Genomic DNA, 16,198 nt, shown 5'->3' with positions numbered 1-16,198 from the left:
TGACTCAGCGCAGCCGCGCCACGCGCCACACCGCGAGCACGACCACCGCGGCGACCACGACCACGTACGCGATCACGACCCGCCAGTCCGGCCGCCGCCCCGAGCCGCGCTGCGGCAGCCCGGGCCAGGTGTAGCCCACCTTGCGGGCGGCCATCATGCCCCAGCCGGCCGCGCAGGAGCAGATGAGCAGCCCGAGCATGGCGATCATGGCCCCGCTGTCGCCGAAGTCGAAGGCCAGCGGGAAGGCGAACATCAGCGAACCGATCGCGCCCAGGCCCACGATCGGCGCCAACTGCCACAGGCGCAGCCGCCGCTGGGGGCGCAGTTCGACCTCGACCTCGGGCCCGCCCACGAACATCTCGTCGGGCTCGGGACCGTCGGCGGTCACCCCGCCCTGGGTCTCGTCCGGCCCGTCGGGGCTCAGGCGGTCGTCGTTCCGCTCCGCTGCGCCACCTTCGGTGGTGGCGTGCTCGGCGCCTTGTGCGGTGTCGCGAGGGCCGGCCTCCATCGCCACGCGCCCTCCCAACTTGGACTCCACTTGGTCGATCGAAGCTCGATGATGGCACGGCGCCGGAGGCCCCGATGACGGCCGGAGCGTCCCGATGCCATGACGTGATCAGGCTGTAACCGGTCGTTCGACCAACGCCAGGGCGAGCTGCGGAAGTTCCGTGAGATCCGCCGCGGCCCCACTGAGCCAATGCACCCGCGGATCGCGCCTGAACCATGAATCCTGACGGCGCGCGAAGCGCTTGGTGGCACGGATGGTCTCGGCCCGCGCCTCGTCGAGCGTGCACTCGCCGGCGAGCGCCGCGAGCACCTGCTGGTAGCCGAGTGCGCGCGATGCCGTACGCCCCTCGCGCAACCCCTGCGCCTCCAGTGCGCGCACTTCCTCGACGAGCCCCGCCTCCCACATCCGGTCGACCCGGCGCGCGATGCGCTCGTCGAGCTCGGGCCGGGCCACGTCGACGCCGATCTGCACGGTGTCGTAGACCGAGTCGTGGCCGGGGAGATTGGCGGTGAACGGCCGGCCGGTGATCTCGATCACTTCCAGGGCCCGGACGATACGGCGGCCGTTGCTGGGCAGGATCGCCCGCGCGGCCTCGGGATCGGCGGCGGCGAGGCGGGCGTGCAGCGCGCCGGAGCCGCGCAGCGCGAGCTCGTCCTCCAGGCGGGCCCGGACCTCCGGGTCGGTGCCGGGGAACTCCAGGTTGTCGACGGCCCCGCGGACGTAGAGGCCGGAGCCGCCGACCAGGATCGGCCAGCGCCCCTCGGCGAGCAGTGCGTCGATCCGCTCCCGGGCGAGCCGCTGGTACTCGGCGACGGAGGCCGTGACGGTGACGTCCCAGATGTCCAGGAGGTGGTGCGGGACACCGCCGCGCTCCTCGGGCGTCAGCTTGGCGGTGCCGATATCCATCCCCCGGTAGAGCTGCATGGAGTCGGCGTTGACGACCTCCCCACCGAGCTGCCGGGCGAGAAAAACACCCAGATCGGACTTTCCGGCCGCGGTGGGTCCGACGACGGCGATGACTCGGGGAGTGGGGGCTGCACTGCTCACCGCACCAGTCTCGCAAACCTCCCACCGTGACCTCGAACGAGTTACGTGACGCCCCGCAACCGGGTTCGTTGCCCGTTGCGAGGTTTTCGCCGCCGGTTCACAGGGGCGGTGACCCGGGCGACGCAAACGGACGCACCGGGCAACGCGGGATTTCGCCCGCACGAGTAACGTATGGAGTGGATATGGGCGTTTTTGCGCGACTTCTTCGGCGGTCGAAGGCTACCGAGGAAGCGGCGACCGCCGAGGCACAGGCCGACACGTCGTCGGCCGACTCCGAGGCGACTGAGGCTGCGGAAGCGAAGGGATCGGCCGACGCCGGAACCGATGCCGGATCCGACGCCGCGACGGAGACGACGACGGACAAGGACGCGAGCGCGCCCACGGCGGAGTCCGCCGAGACCGATTCGTCCGACGCCGTCGGGATTCCCAAGCAGCAGTCCGCCGGGGAGGCGGCCGACAGCGAGGCCGACAAGGGCGCCCGCACGTAGACTGCCCGTGAGGGAAGGTGGACCCATGGGTCTTTTCGACAATTTGAAGGCCAAGCTCGCCCCGGCCAAGGACAAGGTCTCCGGCCTCGCACAGCAGCACGGGGACAAGATTCAGCACGGTATCGACCGCGCCGCCAAGGTCGTCGACGAGCGCACCAAGGGCAAGTACAGCGACAAGATCCAGTCGGGCTCTGGCAAGGCCAAGGACGCCATGGAACGACTCGCCCACAAGGACGACACCGGACCGGGAGGCACCACCGGCACCCCGCCGAGCACCCCGCCGCCGACTTCCTGAGGGGCAGTCGACACAGCAGGACAACGCATACGGCGGACGGCCGCGGAGCAGCAGGCTCCCGGCCGTCCGCCGTTTCCGGAGCCCGGACCGGCGCCCGGATTCGCTCGATCAGGCGGCTCTACGACCAGGCCGCCACCACATACCCCACCCCGTACGGCGCGTCCTCGTACAGCAGCGCGCCCTTGAGCTCCGCGTCCTCGGCGGCGCCCGCGAGCACCTGCCACGGCCCGCGCCCCGCGACCTTCAGCTCCCGGGCCAGCCCGATGTCGAGCGCCTTGAGGGCCGCGACGTCCGCCGCCTCCAGCGCACGCCCGACCGCCGTGTCGAAGGGCTCCGCCCGCTCGTCCAGATAGCCCGGCGCCTTGACCGTCCGGCACGCGCTGGCGTCGCCCATCACCAGCAGGGCCACCCGCCCGGCCTGCCCGGCGATGTCCCTTCCGAGTTGGATACACCGCTCGGCGTCGAGCGGTTCCGCCACGCCCAGTCCCTCGATCGGGGCATCGGACCACCCGGTGCGCTCCAGCAGCCAGGCGGCGACCGCCAGCGACGCCGGCAGTTCGCGGTCCACCTCGGCGGCCCGCTCCCGGCCCAGACGTACGCCGAGATCGACCCCGAAGCCGCGGAAGGAGCCCGGCGTGCCCTCCGGGTACGGCCCGGGTCCGTCGTCGCCGGCGGGCCCGACGACCACCAGTCGGTCCGGCCGGGCGGCGGCGAGCACCCCGAGCGCGTCCGTGCAGGCGGCACGCGCGGCGTCCAGTTCGGGTGCGGCGCCCGCGGCGACCGCGGGCACCAGGACGGGCGGGCAGGGGCAGACAGCGGCGGCGACAAGCATGATCGGCAGCGTAACCCCCGGCGGGCCCCCACAGGTCACTGCGCCCCCGGTGGGCCGCCGCAGCTCACTCCGCCCCCGGCAGGCCGCCGCAGCTCACTCCGCCCTCGCGACGGCCTGGGCACGCGCTCCGCCCGCGGACGCGCTGGAGACGCTCTGCACCCGAGCCCGCTGGAGGCCCCCCGCGCGGTGCCCGGAGTTCAGTCCTCGATCAGCGTCTCGTCGCCGCGCACGGGGCCGTCCGCCTCCCGGCAGACCCGCCCTCAGTCGCAGCCGCAGCCGCTTCCCGTGGCGACCGGCAGCGGCGCCGGCACCCCGATCTTCGGCAGGCCCAGCATCACGCCCGCCGGCTTGGCGGCCTCGGCGGCGTTGCGCTTCTCCCAGGCGTCACCCGCGCGGGTGCGGCGCACGGCGAGGACCGGGCCCTCGGCGAGGAGGTGGTGCGGGGCGGCGTAGGTGACCTCGACGGTGACCACGTCGCCGGGGCGAACCTCGTCGTCCGGCTTGGTGAAATGGACCAGGCGGTTGTCGGGGGCGCGGCCGGACAGCCGGTGCGTGGCGCCGTCCTTGCGGCCCTCGCCCTCGGCGACCATCAGCTCCAGGGTGCGGCCGACCTGCTTCTTGTTCTCCTCCCAGGAGATCTCCTCCTGGAGGGCCACCAGCCGCTCGTACCGCGCCTGGACGACCTCCTTGGGGATCTGGTTGTCCATCTCGGCGGCCGGGGTGCCCGGGCGCTTGGAGTACTGGAAGGTGAACGCCTGGGCGAAGCGGGCCTCGCGCACCACGTGCAGGGTCTGCTCGAAGTCCTCCTCGGTCTCGCCGGGGAAGCCCACGATGATGTCGGTGGTGATCGCCGCGTGCGGGATGGCGGCGCGGACCTTCTCGATGATCCCCAGGTAGCGCTCCTGGCGGTAGGAGCGGCGCATCGCCTTGAGGACGCTGTCCGAGCCGGACTGGAGCGGCATGTGGAGCTGGGGCATCACGTTCGGCGTCTCGGCCATGGCGGCGATGACGTCGTCGGTGAAGTCGCGCGGGTGCGGGGAGGTGAAGCGCACCCGCTCCAGGCCCTCGATCTTGCCGCAGGCCCGCAGCAGCTTGCTGAACGCCTCGCGGTCGCCGATGTCGGAGCCGTACGCGTTGACGTTCTGGCCGAGCAGCGTGATTTCGGAGACGCCCTCGGCGACCAGGGCCTCGACCTCGGCGAGGATGTCGCCGGGACGGCGGTCCTTCTCCTTGCCGCGCAGCGCCGGGACGATGCAGAAGGTGCAGGTGTTGTTGCAGCCCACGGAGATCGACACCCAGGCGGCGTACGCGCTCTCGCGCCGGGTCGGCAGCGTGGAGGGGAACGCCTCCAGCGACTCGGCGATCTCGACCTGCGCCTCTTCCTGCACACGCGCGCGTTCCAGCAGGACCGGCAGCTTGCCGATGTTGTGGGTGCCGAAGACGACGTCCACCCAGGGCGCCTTCTTCACGATGGTGTCGCGGTCCTTCTGGGCGAGACAGCCGCCGACCGCGATCTGCATGCCGGGGCGCTTGGCCTTCTTCGGGGCGAGGTGGCCCAGGTTGCCGTACAGCCGGTTGTCGGCGTTCTCACGGACGGCGCAGGTGTTGAAGACGACGACGTCCGCGTCGCCGTCCGACCCCTCGGGCGCGCGCACGTAGCCCGCGTCCTCCAGCAGACCGGCCAGTCGCTCGGAATCATGGACGTTCATCTGGCACCCGTAGGTGCGTACTTCGTATGTGCGGACGCCCACGGCCTGGCTCTGGTCGATGCTGCTCATGGGACAAGGGTAGGCGGTCGGCGGAAGTGGCTCGGGCCGCCTGTGGACAACCGGCTCGCGACCTGCGTCACCCGGTCGGCTCACGGCTCGATCAGGCCGACGCGTATCGCGTACCGGGTCAGTTCCAGGCGGTCGCGCAGGCCGAGCTTGTGCAGCAGGTTGGCGCGGTGGCGTTCGACCGTCTTGGCGCTGATGAACAGCAGCTCGGCGATCTCCTTGGAGGTGTGGCCCTCGGCGACCAGCTTCAGGATCTCCTCCTCCCGCTCGGTGACCGCCCGCTCCGGAAGGCGGCCGTCGCCGCGGTGCAGGCGGTCCAGGTAGGCGCGGACCAGCGCGCGCTCGGCGCCCGGGTAGACGAAGGGCTCGTCGCGCATGGCCGCGCGGCAGGCCTCGACCAGGTCGCGGTCGGCGACGGATTTCAGGACGTAGCCGCAGGCCCCGGCCTTCAGGGCCTCGAAGAAGTACTGCTCGTTGTCGTACATCGTGAGGATGAGGATGCGCAGTCCGGGCAGCCGGCGGGACAGTTCGCGCGCCGCCTGGAGACCGGTCATGCGGGGCATGGCGACGTCCAGGACGGCCAGGTCGACGTCGCCCGCACGCGCGCGCGTGACCGCCTCCGCGCCGTCCCCGGCCTCGGCCACCACCGTCAGGTCCCGCTCGCCGTCCAGGATCAGGCGCACGCCTCGGCGGACGAGTGTGTGGTCGTCGGCGAGCAGGACGCGGACCGGGGCAGTCATCGGCCCACCGCCCATCGGTCCTCCTCTCACCGGTTCTCCTCCCATCGGCCCACCTCCCACAGGTCCTCCTCCCGTCGGCTCTGCTCCCACCGGCCCTCCTCCGGCGGGCAAGGGATCCGCATCCGCACCTCCGTGCCCCGCTCGGGGCCCGGTCCGAGGTTCAGCTCGGCCCCGATCAGCAGCGCCCGCTCCCGCATGCCGCCGATGCCCGCGCCCTCCGGCACTCCGGCGCCCAGGCCCTTGCCGTTGTCGCGGACGAGCAGTTCGACACCGCCGGGCACGGGCCCCAGACGGACTTCCGCGCGGTCGGCGCCGGAGTGCCGCGCGGTGTTGGTGAGCCCTTCCTGCGCCACCCGGTAGATCACGAGTTCGGTCTCCTCGGTGAGCGGGGGCAGTTCGCCGCGCAGCTCGTGCCGCACCGTCAGCCCATGGGCGGTGAACTCGCCGGCGAGCGAGCGCAGGGCGCTGACGAGGCCCAGCTCCTCCAGCACGCCGGGCCGCAGCCGACGCGCTATCCGGCGTATCTCGTCCAGGCCCGCGCGGGTGGCCTCCTGAGCCTGGCCCACCTCCTCGCGCAGTTCTCGGGGCGCCCGGTCGGCGACCCGCCTGAGCTGGAGGAGTACGGCGGTGAGGGTCTGGCCGACCTCGTCGTGCAGCTCCCGCGCGATGCGGTGGCGTTCGCGCTCCTGTGCGGAGAGCGCGCGGGCCGCGCTGGTGGCACGCTCGGTCTCCAGGCGGTCGAGCATCGCGTTGTACGTGGTGATCAGCTCGGCGGTCTCCGCGGGACCGGCGACGACCGCGCGGGTCCCCGGCCGGAGCAGGTCCGCCGCGGCCATGGCCCGGCCCAGCCGCTGCAAGGGGGCGAGTCCTATGCGCAGCACGACCGCGTTCCCGGCCAGCAGCGCCGCGAGGCCGGCGAGGACGACCAGTGCCTCGCCGGGCAGTACGGGAGTGGACACGGTGACCGGGCCCAGGAGCAGCGCGGCGGCCACGACCAGGCCGACGGAGTTGAGGGAGAAGATCCGCCAGAACAGCGACACGCTCCCCACTCCGCTTCCTGCGGCCCTCGGGCACGGCCGCGCCCGGTCCAGCTTCGCCGCCGCCCGCCGCCCGCGTATATCCGTGACAACACCCATGTCGTCACCGTACGGGCGAGTGACAGCATGACCGTCCGGGAGTCCCCCGCCATGGGCGGGGGACTCCGAGTCATGTCGACGAGCAAGGCAAGCAAAGGGAAGAAACGTGTCTGCTCCACGCCTGAAGGCGACGCCGCTGCCGGGTATCGGGGTCCAGTACGACCTCGTCACGCGCGAGCAGCGCCATCTGTCCGTGGTCGCCCACCGCGACGGCGCCCGGACGGTCGGCGTGTACCGCGCGGACGACCCCGACTCCTGTGCCCAGTCCCTGCGGCTGACCAGCGCCGAGGCGGGCGCGCTGATCGACGCCCTGAAACCGTCGCACCACAGCACGAGCCTGCTGTACACCACCGACCTGGGCCTGGTGGCCGAGCGGATCGAGGTGGCCGCGACCGCGCACTGGAACGGGCGGCTGCTCGGCGACACCCGGATGCGGACCGAGACCGGCGCGTCCGTCGTCGCGGTGCTGCGGCGGGCGGAGGCGATCCCGTCCCCGGCGCCGGACTTCCGGCTCGCCGGCGGCGACATCCTGATCGTGATCGGCACCCGGGAGGGCGTCGACGCGGCCGCCGCGATACTCGGACGGGAGTGAAGGGGTGCACTCCGCGGTCCTGCTGATCGAGTTCGGTTCCATCATTCTGGGTCTCGGCCTGCTCGGCCGGGTCGCCGCGCGGTTCCGGTTCTCTCCCATACCGCTGTATCTGCTGGCCGGTCTGGCCTTCGGCGAGGGCGGCCTGGTGCCACTCGGCGCAAGCGAGGAGTTCATCGCCACGGGCGCCGAGATCGGTGTGATCCTGCTGCTGCTGATGCTCGGCCTGGAGTACACGGCGAGCGATCTCGTCTCCAACCTCAAGGCGCACTACCCGGCCGGCCTGGTCGACTGCGCGCTCAACGCCCTGCCGGGCGCCGCGGCCGCGCTGCTGCTCGGCTGGGGCCCCGTCGCCGCCGTCGTGCTGGCCGGCGTCACCTGGATCTCCTCCTCCGGGGTCATCGCCAAGGTGCTCGGCGAACTGGGGCGGATCGGCAACCGGGAAACCCCGGTCATCCTCAGCGTGCTGGTCCTGGAGGACCTGGCGATGGCCGTCTACCTGCCGATCGTCACCGCGCTGGTGGCCGGGGCCGGGCTGGCGGCCGGGAGCGTGACGCTGGCGATCGCGCTGAGCGTCGCGGGGCTGGTGCTCTTCGCGGCCGTGCGCTACGGCCGGGTCATCTCGCGGTTCGTCTCCAGCGACGACCCGGAGAAGCTGCTGCTCGTCGTGCTCGGCCTGACGATCCTGGTCGCCGGCGTCGCCCAGCAGCTCCAGGTGTCCGCGGCGGTGGGCGCGTTCCTGGTGGGCATCGCGCTGTCCGGGGAGGTCGCGGAGGGCGCGCACACCCTGCTGAGCCCCCTCAGGGATCTGTTCGCCGCGGTGTTCTTCGTCTTCTTCGGACTGCACACCGACCCGGCGAGCATTCCTCCGGTGCTGCTGCCGGCCCTCGCGCTGGCCGTGGTCACCGCCGCGACGAAGATCGCCACCGGCTACTGGGCGGCGCGCCGGGCCGGGATCTCCGTCAAGGGCCGCTGGCGGACGGGCGGTGCGCTGGTGGCCCGCGGCGAGTTCTCGATCGTCATCGCCGGGCTGGCGGTCACCGCGGGCATCGAACCGGCCCTGGGCCCGCTGGCCACCGCCTACGTCCTCCTGCTGGTCGTCCTCGGCCCGCTCACCGCGCGGTACACCGAACCTCTGGCGATGCGGTGGATCCGTCGCGGCGCCGCCCGCGCGGGGTCGGTGCGCCTGGATGAGGAACGGCGGGCTCAGGCGCCGGTGGGCGACTGAGGAGCGGAGCCTGCGGCGGCGCGCACCTCGGGCTCCCCCGCCCGCCACCCCTGGCGCCGCAGCACCGCCGACACGTCCGGTGCCTGATAGTGCTCCCCCTTGAGGACCTTGCCGTCGGCTCTGCGGGCGACGGTGCCGTCGGGGCCCAGCTTGGTCATGTTGGAGCGGTGGATCTCGGCGATCACCTGGTCCAGGTCGATGCCGTGGACGAGAGCGGTGCCGTACGCCACGTAGACGACGTCGGCGAGTTCGTGCGCGAGCCGGTCCAGCGGGCCGTCGACGGAGACCTCGGCGACCTCCGCGGCCTCCTCGGCCAGCAGCGCTCCTCTCTGCGCGGCCAGCTCCGGCGTGACCTCGGTCGGCGTGCTGCGGGCGTCGAGACCGAAGGCGAGGTGGAATTCACGGACCAGGTCGGCGGGCGAAGAACTCATGCGTCGACTGTATCGGCCGCCTCTGACAGTCCCGCTGTGATTCCGGCCCTGGTCAGGTGGGCATGCGGGCTGGCAGGATCGCGCGCATGTCCAAGCTGCTCCCCCGCCTCGCCCGGCGCCGGGCCCTGCAGAGCGCGGCCGTCGGTGTCGTGGCTCTGGGGCTGCTGCTGTGGTGGCTGCTGCCCTTGGAGGAGGAGCCGCCGGGCGGGACGATCACGTTCAGCACGGGCACCCGCGCGGGGGTCTACTACGAGTACGGGGACCGGCTGCGCAAGGAGCTGGCCAAGGACATGCCGGGCCTCAAGGTGGAGCTGCTCACCAGCGCGGGCTCGCAGGAGAACGTCGCGCGCGTGGCCACCGGGAAGGCCGACTTCACCATCGCGGCCGCCGACGCGGTGGAGACGTACAAGCTCGACGGGGAGGGCGCCGGCCGACTGCGCGGGGTCGCCCGCCTGTACGACGACTATGTGCAGCTCGTCGTCCCGCCGAACTCGGACATCCGGTCGGTCGAGGACCTGCGGGGCAAGCGCGTGGCCATAGGGCTGCCGCACTCGGGGGTGCGGCTGATCGCCACCCGGGTGCTCAGGGCGGCCGGCATCGACCCGGAGAAGGACATCGAGCCGCACTCGGACGGCATCGACACCGGGCCCAAGCAGCTGGGGAAGAAGCTCGACGCGTTCTTCTGGTCGGGCGGACTGCCGACGGACGGTCTGCGGAAGCTCACCAGGACCGACTCCTTCAGGTTCATCCCGATCGACGCCGAGCTGGTCGCCAAGCTGCACAAGCAGCGGGCCGCCACCCGGTACTACCGCGCCACCAACATGCCCGAGTCGGCCTACCCGACCATCCAGAACGGCGAGGCGGTGCCGACGATCGCGGTGTCCAACCTGCTGATCACCCGCAAGGACATGGATCCCGAGCTGACCGAGTGGCTGACCCGGACCGTCATCAGGAGCCGCGACCGCATCGGCGCGCACGTCCACTCCGCTCAGCTGGTCGATCTTCGCACCGCGATCTACACCGACCCGCTCACCCTGCACGAGGGCGCGCGGCGCTACTACCGCTCGGTGAAGCCGTAAGCAACGACCACCCGGCGAAGCCGTAAACGGTGGAGCCCCAGCGAAGCCGTAAACCGTGAAGCCGTGAACAAGGCCCCCGCGCGGTGGCCTGTTTCAGGCCGCCGGCCCGCTCCGAGGCACCCGAAGCGTCACCTTCAGCCCGTGCGGCTCGTGATGGTCGTAGGTGATGGAACCGCCCGCCGAGGCGAGCAGCGCGCGGGAGATGGACAGGCCGAGGCCCGAGCCCTTGACGTTCTGGTGGCGGTTGCTGCGCCAGAAACGGTCGCCCACGCGGGACAGTTCCTCGTCGGTCAGCCCCGGGCCACGGTCGGCGACGACGACGGTGGAGGTGTCACCGTTGGACGTCACCCTCACCTCCACACACTCACCCGCAGGGGTGAACTTCAGTGCGTTGTCGATGACGGCGTCGAGTGCGCTGGACAGGGTGACCGCGTCGGCCCAGGCGGTGGTGGGCGGGCAGTCGGCCTCCAGCCGTACGCCCTTGGCCTCGGCGGTGGGAGACCAGGCCGCGACCCGCTCGGCGGTCAGCGCGCCGATGTCGGTTGTCTTGAGGTCCGCCTCGGCGTGCTCGGCGAGCGCCAGGTCGAGCAGATCGTCGAGGACCTGGGCCAGGCGTTTGCCCTCGGTCTGGACGGAGGCGATCTCCTGATTGCCCTCGGGCAGCTCCAGGGCCAGCAGCTCGATCCGCAGCAGCAGCGCCGCGAGCGGGTTGCGCAGCTGGTGCGAGGCGTCGGCGACGAAGGCGCGCTGCTGCTCCAGGACGTCCTCGACGTTGTCCGCCATCTCGTTGAACGACCGGGCCAGCCGGCGCAGCTCCGGCGGCCCGCTCGCCACCGCCACCCTGGACTTCAGCCGTCCGGTGGCGATGTCGTGGGTGGTGGCGTCCAGGACGCGTACGGGCCGCAGCACCCAGCCGGTCAGCCGCAGCGCGGCGCCGACGGCCAGCAGCATCGCGGCGGTCTCCCCGGCGGCGATGACCAGCCAGCCCCGCAGGATCCGTGACCGCATCTGCCCGGTGGGCGAGTCGGTGACCACGACCGCGACCACGTCGCCGTCCCGGATCACCGGCGAGGCGACGACCAGGCGGTGGCGTTCCCAGGGCCACACCTGCTTCGGGTCGTGGCTGCGGCGGCTGAGCCACGCCTCGTCGAAGGCCGCCCGCACCTCACCCGATCGGGGGAGCAGCCAGTCGTCGGGCGCATGAGCCATGGGGATGTCGTCGCGGTAGAAGACACCGGCACGAATGCCGTAGACCTTGTAGTAGCTGATCAGTTCGCGCTTCAGCGTCTCGCGGCGTTCGTCCCGGACCGGGGGCGCGGCGGTGACGAACTGGGCGAGGGCCGCGAACCGCGCGGTGTCGTCGATCCGGTCGACGACCACCTTCTGCTGCTGGGCGGCGGCCAGGCTGACGGCGAGCGGGACGCCCAGCGCCAGCAGCACGGCCGCCATCAGGACGATGAGCAGCGGCAGGAGACGTGTGCGCACCCTGCCCCGCTACGCGCCCGGGGCGACGAGCCGGTAGCCGACGCCGCGTACGGTCTCGATGAGCGCCGGCATGCGCAGCTTGGCCCGCAGGGACGCGACGTGCACCTCCAGGGTGCGCCCGGTCCCCTCCCAGCTGGTCCGCCAGACCTCGCTGATGATCTGCTCCCGCCGGAAGACCACGCCTGGGCGCTGAGCCAGCAGGGCGAGCAGGTCGAACTCCTTGCGGGTGAGTTGGACAACCGAACCGTCGACGCTGACCTGGCGGGTGGGCAGCTCGATACGGACCGGTCCCAGGTGCAGGGCGGTCTCGATCGGGCCGGTGGCGTCCTCCGGGACGGAGCGCCGGCTGACCGCGTGGATCCGCGCGAGCAGCTCCCCCGTGTCGTACGGCTTGACCACGTAGTCGTCGGCCCCGAGGTTGAGGCCGTGGATGCGGGAGCGGACGTCGGACCGCGCGGTGACCATGATCACCGGGGTCGCGGTGCGCTTGCGGATCTTGCTGCACACCTCGTAACCGTCCTGGTCGGGCAGGCCGAGGTCGAGCAGGACGACACCGAAGCCGGCGCCCTCGGGCACGAGGGCCTGCAGAGCCTCCTCGCCGCTGCGCGCGTGCGTGACGTCGAAGCCGTGCCGCGCCAGGACCGCGGACAGAGCGGTGGCGACATGGTTGTCGTCCTCGACGAGCAGCAGTCTCATCCCGGCCCCCTTCGGTTCATCGGCTGTACGGATCCGGCGGCTACAAACGCGTGTACGCGCGCGTGTGCACCATGGCAGTCACGCTGATGGATGACGACGACGTCAAGAGGGTTCCGGTTGCGCGGCCCTCGAAGTTATCCGGCCGATACGCTCGCAGGTCACAAGTGCTACGACAGGTGTCCGATTGCTATCGGATCGTGATGCTCAGATTCCCCTCAGATGTAATGACGCAGGTCGCGTAGGGTTATTAGTGTCCTCCGAAACCCGAGGAGGACGGAGCCAGCTAGCGATGACCGAAGTATCGGTGGCCAAGGAAGATGTGGCCGCGACCGGCGAACTGGTCGTCCTGAAGAGCGTCAACAAGCACTTCGGCGCGTTGCACGTACTCCAGGACATCGATCTCACGATCGCCCGCGGCGAGGTCGTCGTGGTCATCGGGCCCTCCGGGTCCGGGAAGTCCACCCTGTGCCGCACCATCAACCGCCTCGAAACGATCGACTCCGGCACCATCACGATCGACGGAAAGCCGCTGCCCCAGGAGGGCAAGGAGCTGGCCCGCCTGCGGGCCGACGTCGGGATGGTGTTCCAGTCCTTCAATCTCTTCGCGCACAAGACCGTGCTCGAGAACGTGATGCTCGGCCAGATCAAGGTCCGCAAGGCGGACAAGAAGAAGGCCGAGGAAAAGGCGCGCGCCCTGCTGGACCGGGTCGGCGTCGCCACGCAGGCGGACAAGTACCCCGCGCAGCTCTCCGGCGGCCAGCAGCAGCGTGTCGCCATCGCGCGGGCCCTCGCCATGGGCCCCAAGGTCATGCTCTTCGACGAGCCGACGTCGGCTCTCGACCCGGAGATGATCAATGAGGTGCTCGAGGTCATGCAGCAGCTCGCCCGTGAGGGCATGACCATGATCGTGGTCACCCACGAGATGGGCTTCGCACGATCGGCGGCAAACCGCGTGGTGTTCATGGCGGACGGCCGAATCGTCGAGGAGGCTGCGCCCGACCAGTTCTTCAGCAACCCGCGCAGCGACCGTGCGAAGGACTTCCTGTCGAAGATCCTGCACCACTGACCGAGCCTCGTCGCCCGCGCGCGACGACAGCGTCACCCGCACCGGATGGCCCGCACCACCGGCACCACCGGCACCACCAGACGGCCCGCACCACCGGCACCACCGCACCGGACGGCCCGCACCACCCGCACCGGACGGCCCTCGTCCCCTTCACCACCCAAAGGATGTTCACCATGAAGCTCCGCAAGGTCACTGCCGCGGCCGCGGCCGCGCTCGTCCTGTCGATCACCGCGACCGCGTGCGGCGGCGAGGACAAGGACAACGGCGGCTCGGGTTCCGGCGGCGGCGACAAGATCAAGATCGGCATCAAGTACGACCAGCCCGGTCTCGGTCTGAAGGAGCCCGACGGTTCCTTCTCCGGCTTCGACGTCGACGTGGCGACGTACGTGGCCAAGGAGCTCGGCTACGAGCCGAACCAGATCGAGTGGGTCGAGACCAAGAGCGCCGACCGTGAGAACGCGCTCGCCCGCGGCGATGTGAAGTTCATCGCGGCGACCTACTCCATCACCGACGAGCGCAAGGAGAAGGTCGACTTCGCCGGTCCGTACCTGCTGGCCCACCAGGACCTGCTGGTCAAGAAGGACTCGGACATCACCGAGGCCACGGACCTGAACGACAAGAAGCTCTGCTCGGTGGCCGGCTCCACCTCCGCGCAGAACGTCAAGGACGACTTCGCCCCCAAGGCCCAGCTGAAGCAGGTCGGCACCTACTCGGAGTGCGTCGCCGCCGTGCAGAGCGGCGCCATGGACGCGCTGACGACGGACGACTCGATTCTCGCCGGCTTCGCCGCTCAGAAGCAGTACCAGGGCCAGTTCAAGCTCGTCGGCCTGAAGCTCAGCAACGAGAACTACGGCATCGGCGTCAAGAAGGGCGACACCGAGACCCTGAACAAGATCAACGACGCGCTGGAGAAGATGGTCGCCGACAAGTCCTGGGAGAAGGCGGTCGACAAGAACTTCGGCCCGGCCAACTACGAGAACGAGCCGGCCCCGAAGATCGGCAACATCGTCAAGTAAGGCCAGGACAGTCCAGTAACGCGGGATTTCTCAGGCGTGCCGCCGTCCGCCGCGATCAGGGCGGCGGCGCGCCGCGTCCGCCACATACGCCACACACCCGGAAGCGCGGGAGATCGTGTTCGACTTTATTTCTGACTATGACGATCCAACCTTGTTGGGTGCCTTCTGGGTGACGGTGCAGCTCACCGTGTTCTCGGCCGTCGGCTCCCTGGTCTGGGGCACCCTGCTGGCGGCGATGCGGGTCAGCCCGGTGCCGCTGATGCGGTGGTTCGGCACCGCCTATGTGAACATCGTCCGGAACATCCCGCTCACCGTCATCATCGTCTTCACGTCGCTCGGTCTCGCCGACATCTTCGGCATGACCATGGGCGCCCCCGACGACCTGGAGGTCCAGGGCTTCCGCCTCGCGGTGCTCGGCCTCGTCGCCTACACCGCGGCGTTCGTCTGCGAGGCGCTGCGCTCCGGCATCAACACGGTGCCGGTGGGGCAGGCGGAGGCGGCCCGCGCCCTCGGTCTGTCCTTCAGTCAGGTGCTGCGCGTGATCGTGCTGCCGCAGGCGTTCCGCGCGGTCATCGGCCCGCTGGCGAATGTGCTGATCGCGCTGACGAAGAACACCACGGTGGCGGCGACCATCGGTGTGGCGGAGGCCGCCCTGCTGATGAAGGAAATGATCGAGAACGAGGCACAGACGGTGCTCATCGGCGCGATCTTCGCCTTCGGTTTCGTAGTACTGACCCTGCCCACCGGCCTGTTCCTCGGCTGGCTGAGCAAGCGACTGGCGGTGAAGCGGTGACCTCGGTTCTCTACGACGCCCCCGGCCCCCGGGCCAAGCGGCGCAACATCATCTTCTCGGTCGTCTTCCTCGCCCTGCTGGCCCTCCTGCTGTGGTGGGTCTACACGGTGATGGACGACAAGGGCCAGTTGGAGTGGGCCCTGTGGAAGCCGTTCACCGAGTCCCAGGCCTGGACGACGTATCTGCTGCCCGGCCTCGGCGACACCCTCAAGGCCGCGGCGCTGGCCATGATCATCGCCCTCCCGCTGGGTGCCTTCTTCGGCATCGCCCGCATGTCCGACCATGCCTGGGTGCGCGTCCCGGCCGGCGCGGTGGTGGAGTTCTTCCGGGCCATCCCGGTGCTGCTGCTGATGCTGTTCGCCAACGAGTTCTACGCCCGCTCCACGGACGTCAGCAGCGACGACCGGCCCCTGTACGCGGTCGTCACCGGTCTGGTGCTCTACAACGCCTCGGTCCTCGCCGAGATCGTCCGCGCGGGCATCCTCGCCCTGCCCAAGGGGCAGACGGAGGCGGCCCAGGCGATCGGTCTGCGCAAGGGCCAGACGATGACCAGCATCCTGCTGCCCCAGGCGGTCACGGCGATGCTCCCGGCCATCGTCACCCAGCTGGTCGTCATCGTGAAGGACACCGCGCTGGGCGGCGTGATGATCGGCTTCACGGAGCTGCTGAACACGCGTGGCACGCTCGCGGCGAACTACGCGAACGTCATCCCAAGCTTCATCGTCGTGGCGATCATCTACATCGTCCTCAACTTCATCCTCACCAGCTTCGCCAGCTGGCTCGAGGGCAGGCTGCGGCGCAGCAAGAGGTCGACGGGCGCGGTCCTGGGCGCTGAGGACGTCGACGACCTCAACGCCGCCGAGGTCGGTGGTACACCCGGGGCGGCCGTCGACAAGACCGTCTGATGGTCGGTCAGTAAGCGTCCGTGATACGAGGGGCAGTGGCATGATCGCCACTGCCCCTCGTCACTTGACGCAAGCACCGGCAATGGGTT

18 protein-coding genes are annotated in these 16,198 nt (G+C 70.7%); 9 read left to right on the top strand and 9 right to left on the bottom strand.

Annotation, left to right across the window (positions count from 1 at the left end; genetic code table 11):
- Positions 1–4 precede the first annotated feature (4 nt).
- Positions 5–508 (bottom strand): hypothetical protein, encoded by a 504-nt coding sequence (locus tag ACZ42A_RS38015; protein WP_468531958.1) that lies wholly within the window; start codon positions 506–508, stop codon positions 5–7.
- Between the two features lie 108 nt (positions 509–616).
- On the bottom strand, positions 617–1,555 hold the full coding sequence (gene miaA / locus ACZ42A_RS38010) for a tRNA (adenosine(37)-N6)-dimethylallyltransferase MiaA (protein WP_468531942.1): 939 nt from the start codon (positions 1,553–1,555) through the stop codon (positions 617–619).
- A 182-nt stretch (positions 1,556–1,737) separates the two neighbouring features.
- Here miaA and ACZ42A_RS38005 point away from each other — a divergent pair, with 182 nt between their 5' ends.
- Both ACZ42A_RS38005 and ACZ42A_RS38000 read left to right on the top strand, forming a co-directional pair.
- Entirely contained in the window at positions 1,738–2,043 is a 306-nt protein-coding gene (locus ACZ42A_RS38005; RefSeq protein ID WP_468531941.1) for a hypothetical protein, read from the top strand.
- A gap of 25 nt (positions 2,044–2,068) precedes the next feature.
- Positions 2,069–2,338: an antitoxin gene (locus ACZ42A_RS38000; protein ID WP_468531940.1), complete on the top strand. Its 270-nt coding sequence runs from the start codon at positions 2,069–2,071 to the stop codon at positions 2,336–2,338.
- Between the two features lie 118 nt (positions 2,339–2,456).
- Here the strand turns inward: ACZ42A_RS38000 and ACZ42A_RS37995 are convergent, their stop codons facing one another.
- The 4 genes from ACZ42A_RS37995 to ACZ42A_RS37980 form a co-directional block, all read right to left on the bottom strand.
- A complete protein-coding gene (locus ACZ42A_RS37995; protein WP_468531939.1) occupies positions 2,457–3,170 on the bottom strand; it encodes a class III extradiol dioxygenase subunit B-like domain-containing protein in 714 nt (237 codons plus the stop codon).
- A 260-nt stretch (positions 3,171–3,430) separates the two neighbouring features.
- The gene (gene miaB / locus ACZ42A_RS37990) at positions 3,431–4,948 is read right to left on the bottom strand and encodes a tRNA (N6-isopentenyl adenosine(37)-C2)-methylthiotransferase MiaB (RefSeq protein ID WP_468531938.1); all 1,518 of its coding nucleotides are present in this window, start codon (positions 4,946–4,948) and stop codon (positions 3,431–3,433) included.
- An 80-nt stretch (positions 4,949–5,028) separates the two neighbouring features.
- The gene (locus ACZ42A_RS37985) at positions 5,029–5,685 is read right to left on the bottom strand and encodes a response regulator (protein WP_468531937.1); all 657 of its coding nucleotides are present in this window, start codon (positions 5,683–5,685) and stop codon (positions 5,029–5,031) included.
- Between the two features lie 26 nt (positions 5,686–5,711).
- Positions 5,712–6,821 (bottom strand): sensor histidine kinase, encoded by a 1,110-nt coding sequence (locus tag ACZ42A_RS37980; protein WP_468531936.1) that lies wholly within the window; start codon positions 6,819–6,821, stop codon positions 5,712–5,714.
- Positions 6,822–6,927: 106 nt separating this feature from the next.
- Here ACZ42A_RS37980 and ACZ42A_RS37975 point away from each other — a divergent pair, with 106 nt between their 5' ends.
- Positions 6,928–7,413, top strand: coding sequence for a cation:proton antiporter regulatory subunit (locus tag ACZ42A_RS37975; RefSeq protein ID WP_468531935.1), 486 nt, complete (start codon positions 6,928–6,930; stop codon positions 7,411–7,413).
- Positions 7,414–7,417: 4 nt separating this feature from the next.
- Positions 7,418–8,638: a cation:proton antiporter gene (locus ACZ42A_RS37970; protein ID WP_468531934.1), complete on the top strand. Its 1,221-nt coding sequence runs from the start codon at positions 7,418–7,420 to the stop codon at positions 8,636–8,638.
- Here the strand turns inward: ACZ42A_RS37970 and ACZ42A_RS37965 are convergent.
- The gene (locus tag ACZ42A_RS37965) at positions 8,617–9,069 is read right to left on the bottom strand and encodes a pyrophosphohydrolase domain-containing protein (protein ID WP_468531933.1); all 453 of its coding nucleotides are present in this window, start codon (positions 9,067–9,069) and stop codon (positions 8,617–8,619) included. The two genes, ACZ42A_RS37970 and ACZ42A_RS37965, sit on opposite strands and share 22 nt — an antisense overlap.
- 86 nt (positions 9,070–9,155) lie before the next feature.
- Here ACZ42A_RS37965 and ACZ42A_RS37960 point away from each other — a divergent pair, with 86 nt between their 5' ends.
- Positions 9,156–10,148 carry a TAXI family TRAP transporter solute-binding subunit gene (locus ACZ42A_RS37960; protein ID WP_468531932.1) on the top strand — a complete coding sequence of 331 codons (993 nt, stop codon included), beginning with the start codon at positions 9,156–9,158 and terminating at the stop codon, positions 10,146–10,148.
- Positions 10,149–10,241: 93 nt separating this feature from the next.
- Here the strand turns inward: ACZ42A_RS37960 and ACZ42A_RS37955 are convergent, their stop codons facing one another.
- Positions 10,242–11,633, bottom strand: coding sequence for a sensor histidine kinase (locus ACZ42A_RS37955; protein WP_468531931.1), 1,392 nt, complete (start codon positions 11,631–11,633; stop codon positions 10,242–10,244).
- Positions 11,634–11,642: 9 nt separating this feature from the next.
- Positions 11,643–12,329 carry a response regulator transcription factor gene (locus ACZ42A_RS37950; protein ID WP_468531930.1) on the bottom strand — a complete coding sequence of 229 codons (687 nt, stop codon included), beginning with the start codon at positions 12,327–12,329 and terminating at the stop codon, positions 11,643–11,645.
- A gap of 289 nt (positions 12,330–12,618) precedes the next feature.
- Here ACZ42A_RS37950 and ACZ42A_RS37945 point away from each other — a divergent pair, with 289 nt between their 5' ends.
- The 4 genes from ACZ42A_RS37945 (at position 12,619) to ACZ42A_RS37930 (ending at position 16,109) form a co-directional block, all read left to right on the top strand.
- Positions 12,619–13,395: an amino acid ABC transporter ATP-binding protein gene (locus tag ACZ42A_RS37945; RefSeq protein WP_468531929.1), complete on the top strand. Its 777-nt coding sequence runs from the start codon at positions 12,619–12,621 to the stop codon at positions 13,393–13,395.
- Positions 13,396–13,568: 173 nt separating this feature from the next.
- On the top strand, positions 13,569–14,411 hold the full coding sequence (locus tag ACZ42A_RS37940) for a glutamate ABC transporter substrate-binding protein (protein ID WP_468531928.1): 843 nt from the start codon (positions 13,569–13,571) through the stop codon (positions 14,409–14,411).
- 115 nt (positions 14,412–14,526) lie between these two features.
- Complete coding sequence (locus tag ACZ42A_RS37935; protein ID WP_468531927.1) at positions 14,527–15,204, top strand: amino acid ABC transporter permease; 678 nt, start codon at positions 14,527–14,529, stop codon at positions 15,202–15,204.
- Entirely contained in the window at positions 15,201–16,109 is a 909-nt protein-coding gene (locus tag ACZ42A_RS37930) for an amino acid ABC transporter permease (protein WP_468531926.1), read from the top strand. The genes ACZ42A_RS37935 and ACZ42A_RS37930 overlap by 4 nt, the downstream gene beginning before the upstream one ends.
- Positions 16,110–16,198 lie beyond the last annotated feature (89 nt).

Source organism: Streptomyces sp. NPDC030838 (genome assembly GCF_055572035.1).
The sequence above is the reverse complement of the archived record's forward strand: the minus strand, read 5'-3'. Positions and strand labels throughout refer to the sequence as shown.